At 70.5% G+C, this 4,824-nt stretch carries 4 protein-coding genes; 1 reads left to right on the forward strand and 3 read right to left on the reverse strand.

Annotated elements, in window-relative coordinates:
- The coding region (locus tag VIM19_16335) for a hypothetical protein (GenBank protein ID HEY5186422.1) at positions 1 to 1,190 on the forward strand (1,190 nt) is incomplete at its 5' end.
- Between the two features lie 1,069 nt (positions 1,191 to 2,259).
- Here VIM19_16335 and VIM19_16340 read toward each other — a convergent pair.
- The 3 genes from VIM19_16340 to VIM19_16350 all read right to left on the reverse strand — a co-directional run.
- Positions 2,260 to 3,105 carry an ABC transporter permease gene (locus VIM19_16340; protein ID HEY5186423.1) on the reverse strand — a complete coding sequence of 282 codons (846 nt, stop codon included), beginning with the start codon at positions 3,103 to 3,105 and terminating at the stop codon, positions 2,260 to 2,262.
- Positions 3,102 to 4,037 (reverse strand): ABC transporter ATP-binding protein, encoded by a 936-nt coding sequence (locus VIM19_16345; protein HEY5186424.1) that lies wholly within the window; start codon positions 4,035 to 4,037, stop codon positions 3,102 to 3,104. Before VIM19_16345 ends, VIM19_16340 begins: the two co-directional genes overlap by 4 nt.
- Positions 4,038 to 4,075: 38 nt before the next feature.
- Positions 4,076 to 4,824, reverse strand: a 749-nt coding sequence (locus tag VIM19_16350; GenBank protein ID HEY5186425.1) for a DUF4386 domain-containing protein, incomplete at its 5' end; no start/stop codon positions are given.

Here is a 4,824-nt window from a genome sequence, read left to right on the forward strand (position 1 = left end):
TGGTCACCGCGCTGCTGGCCAACGTGCTCCTCGGCGTCGCGGTCAGCCTCACCCTCATCGCCTACCGGCTCGGCGTGCCAGACTCGGTCGCCCTCGGCGCCGGTCTCACCCTGTCCGGCTGGGTGTTCACCGGCACCGCGCTGCTCGCCGCGCAGCTGACCGCCAGCGCACGGTCGATGTACGGCATCGCCGGCGCGATCATGGGGGTGGCGTACGCGCTGCGCGCGGTCGGCGACTTACGCAACTCGGCGTTGGCGTGGCTGTCACCGATCGGCTGGTACCAGGGCATGCACGCCTTCTCCGGCCTGCGCTGGTGGCCGGCGCTGCTGCTGCTGGCCGGTGCCGCGGCGGTCACAGCGGCGGCGTACGTGCTGTTCCAGCACCGTGACTTCGGCGCCGGGCTGCTCGCCGCCCGTCCCGGGCCGGCCCGCGCGGCACCGCGGCTGCGCACCGGATGGGGACTGGCGTGGCAGCTGCAGCGCGGCTCGGTCCTGGGCTGGGCGCTGGCACTGCTGCTGTTCGCGGCCGCCTTCGGCGCGGTCGGCAACGACGTCACCGACGTGATCGGCACCTCCAAGGCCAGCCAGGACATCTTCGTCCAGTCACCAGGGGACCTCACCGACAGCTTCTACGCCACCGCGATCCTGATGCTCGCGGTGATCGCCAGCGCATTCGCCATCTCCTCGGCCCTGCGGCCCCGGAGCGAGGAAGACGACGGGCGGGTCGAGCCGCTGCTGGCCACCGGCCTGTCACGGCGCCGCTGGCTGCTCGCCCAGATCGGCACCACTGCCGTCGGCTGCCTGCTGGTCATCCTCGCGGCCGGCGTGGGGCTCGGCGCCGGGTATGCCGCCGTCACCGGCGACACGCACGCGCTGATCACATACCCGCCAGCCGCACTGCCCTACATCGCCCCGATGCTGGTGCTCAGCGGACTGACCCGGCTCCTGTACGGCGTCGACCCACGCGCCGCCACCCTTGCCTGGCTGGCCCTGGGGTTCTGCGTGGTGGTACTGCTGTTCGGCCAACTATTCCATTTCCCGCAATGGCTGCTGAACCTGTCCCCGTTCCAGCACCTGGCACTCACCCCCGCCCAGGACTTCACCTGGGCGCCCTTCCTCGGCCTGCTGGCCGTCGCCGCGCTACTCAGCGCCGCCGGCCAGCTCGCCTTCCAGCACCGGGACGTGCACTAACCGCCTCACCCGAACCGCAGCCGCGTCGGTGACCCACCCTGATCTGGACTCGTCAGGTACCGGTACCGAGCTCTGGTGCTGGTGACCGGGACTGTCGGCCGGCGGGCTCGATCCGCTGGGCCGGTTCGGCTTTGCGTTGGCGGGCGGAGCTTTGGATCGCGGGGCGAGGTGCCAGAGATGTACGGACGTCGTCATCACGGCCTCGGCGACATGGTTGGAAGGTGGGCCCGGCAGACCGCCTCGCGCGGGCAACATCACCTGTCGGCAGAATGTCGGCAGCACGTGCCCGGACACCGGTGGACATGAGGCGACGGTCACGGCCGTGGCAGGGTCTGTGACCTGCGACGACGGGCCTTCCACCGGTATCCGGCACCCTCCACTAGTGCACGCTGGCGTCGGATGCTTCGGCGGCTCATAACCCGGAGGTCGCAGGTTCAAATCCTGCCCCCGCTACCGCGTTTATGCAGGTCAGGGCCATGATCACCGATCACGGCCCTGATTCCGTGTTGGCAGAATGTCGGCAAGGCTGCCGACACGGGACACCGTCAAGCCGGCGTCGATGCCGGTTTGCTCGACGCTGGTGGACGCGCGGAGACACTCGTGGACGACACATCTGCACCGGCCGTGCGTCGCGCCATTTGACCTCTGGGTCGAAATCCCAGGGGTCACCGCGCCCGCATCTTGGCAAGCGACATGCATGAGCTGGGGGGCTGCTCTCTCACCACCGAGGCAAGTCCTGCCAGGGGTCTGTCCTGTCGAAGACCGGAGGTTCGGCCGACAGGGATGCGCCCTATCAGGCACGTTGCCCGGCCGGACAATGCGGGTCCGGTCGATGGGTGCCGCTGCGGTGGTGCTGGCGAATCGGGCGGATCCTGCCCTGCGTCTGCTGCTCGCCTCGCGCGCCGCGTTCGGTCTGCCGTACGACGTGTTACTGGGCTACACCCGGGACCCGTTCGGCGACCTGGCCGCCGGTCGGTACGACGCGCTGGTCCGGACGACGCTCGAGCAGGCGGGGTTGCCGGCCGAGCCGGCCGGCTGCCTAGGTCCTGCCCGGCGTCGCTGCCTTAGCTTAGGCGTCGCGGCGCTTGAGCAGCACCGCCGCGCAGGCCAGCGCTGCCGCGGCCCAGGCGAGTAGCACGAGTAGGCCGGCGGTGGGCGACAGGCTCCCCGCGGCGAGGCGCGTGCTGATCATCGAGACGCCGGCGTTGCTGGGCAGGTACGACAGGACCTGGTGCCAGCTGCTCGGGAGCAGCAGGCCGAGGCCGGGAACGACCATGAGTAGCCCGAACAGGGTGGCCACGCCGCCGGCAGTGCTCCGCAGGATGAAGCCGAGGGCGACGCCGATCACGCCCACCAGCGTGAGGTAGACGGCCACGCCGAGCACGGCCTGCCGGGCGTCCGGGGCAGACAGGGTCGTCCCGTGGGTGCCGAGCAGCGCCTGACCGCCGAGGAAGGCGACCAGCGCGGCAACCAGCATGAGCACGAACGTCACGCCGGCGTAGAGCGCAGTCTTCGCCCACAGGACCGGCAGCCGTCGGGGCACGGCCGTGAGCGTGGCCCGGATCATCCCGGTGGCGTACTCGCCGCTGACAAGGAGTACCCCGAGGACGCCGACCGCGAGCTGTGCCAGGTTGTAGCCGACGAGGCTGCGCTCGACCGGGTTGAACGCCGCCATCTCGTCCGGGCGCAGCGTGGCCCAGTAGTGGGTCGTCACCACCCCGATGATCAAGCCGGCCGCGACGATAGTGCCGATGGCCGCCGCCAGGGTCAGCGTCGTCGAACGCAGCGAGCGCATCTTGATCCACTCGCTGCGAAGGACCCGGGTGAAGGTGACAGGCTGGACGGTGACGCGCATCCCGGTGCTGGGCGACGTGCCCGCGGGTGACTGCCGGGGATCGGTGACGACGGTGGTCATGACGCTCTCCTCATGCTGTGGTCGGTGGCAGTCACGGCGCGGTACTCGATCTCGTCGCGGGTCATCTCCATGAACGCCTCCTCCAGCGAAGCCTGCTTCGGCTCGAGCCGGTGGAGGCGGATGCTCAGGTCGTGCGCGCGGTCGCCGATGTCCGCGGCGGACAGGCCGGTGACCTCGAGGCTGTCGTGCTCGGTCCGGGCGACCGCGATGCCGTCCGCCGCGAGGGCGTCCGCCAGCGCCGTGGCCTGCGGGGACCGGACGACCACCACGTCGCTCGAGGCCTGCGCGATGAGCTCGGCCATGGGCATGTCCGCCATCAGCCGGCCCCGGCCGACGACGATGACGTGGTCGGCGGTCAGGGCCATCTCGCTCATCAGGTGGCTGGAGACGAAGACGGTGTGCCCGACCGCGGCCAGGCTCCGCAGCAGGTCCCTGATCCACCGGATGCCCTCAGGGTCCAGGCCGTTCACCGGTTCGTCCAGGATCAGGGTCTCCGGGTCGGCGAGCAGCGCGGACGCGATCCCCAGGCGCTGTCCCATGCCGAGCGAGAAGCCGCCCGCCCGCTTGTCGGCGACCTCCTGGAGCCCCACCATCTCGATGACGTCCGCGACCCGGTCCCGGGTGATGCCGTGCGTGGCCGCGAGCGCCAGCAGGTGGCTGCGGGCGGACCGGGAGGTGTGGACCGCGCGCGCCTCGAGCAGCGCGCCGACCACCTGGAGCGGCTTGGCGTGCGCACGGTAGGGCTTGCCGCCCACCGTGACGGTGCCTCCGCTCGGTGCGTCGAGGCCGAGGATCATCCGCATCGTCGTCGACTTGCCGGCACCGTTGGGGCCCAGGAACCCGGTGACGATGCCCGGCCGGACGGTGAAGGTCAGGTCGTCGACCGCGGTCTTGTCGCCGTACTTTTTCGTGAGGTTCGTGGCCTCGATCATGGTGGTCGTCCTTCCGGTGCGGGTCGGCCTCGACGGGACTACGCGTCGATCGCGGCGGTGATGGGAGTGGGCTTGAAGCCCTTGAACGTCAGCCACACGCCGAGCGAGAGCTCCCAGGCGGCGACGGGCAGCGTGGCGAGCGCGGACCAGGCGGACAGGGGCTGGTTGTGGCCGAGGGTCGTCGCCAGCGTCGCGCTCATCAGGAAGGGGGCACCGATGAGTCCCAGCGTGGGGATGATGCGCGGGACGAGGCCGGACCGGTACATCAGGTAGCCGAGCAGGACGGCGTTGATCGACGGCATCAGGGTCTGCCCGAGCTGCATCGTCGAGTTGTAGGTCGACACGAGCGACGCGCCGTTGGTGACGAGGGCTCCGGCGTCGGAGCCGGCCGCCGTGCCGAGGTCGTGCCGCAGGTGGATGAGGGAGACGAGGCTGTTTACCCCGGTGAAGATCATGGCGGCCTCCAGGGTCCGGCTGGCGACGAAGCCGAGCGCGAAGCCCTCGTTCTGCCGCTTGACGACGGGGAAGAGCGTGACCGCGGTGCCGATGCCGGCGATCGCGACGATCACCTCGAGGATGCAGCCCCACAGCACCCCGGAGTCGCCGCCCGAGCCCAGGACGAAGCTGCGGTCGGTCTTGAGGTTGCCGTAGAGGGCGAGGGTGGGGATGGAGATGAAGGTGATGAGGTAGAAGATGCCCGCGACGAGCGCGGTCTTCCGCGTCGAGGTCATCGGGACTCTCGTCGGTGGTGCGGTGCGGACGGCGGTGGCCATGTCGAGCTCCTTCG

The organism is Actinomycetes bacterium (assembly GCA_036510875.1).
Lineage (GTDB): Bacteria > Actinomycetota > Actinomycetes > Prado026 > Prado026 > DATCDE01.

Excerpts from the sequence above, each read along its gene's own strand:
- VIM19_16340 (HEY5186423.1), bottom strand. The coding sequence starts at position 3,105 with ATGACCACCGTCGTCACCGATCCCCGGCAGTCACCCGCGGGCACGTCG.
- VIM19_16345 (HEY5186424.1), bottom strand. The coding sequence starts at position 4,037 with ATGATCGAGGCCACGAACCTCACGAAAAAGTACGGCGACAAGACCGCG.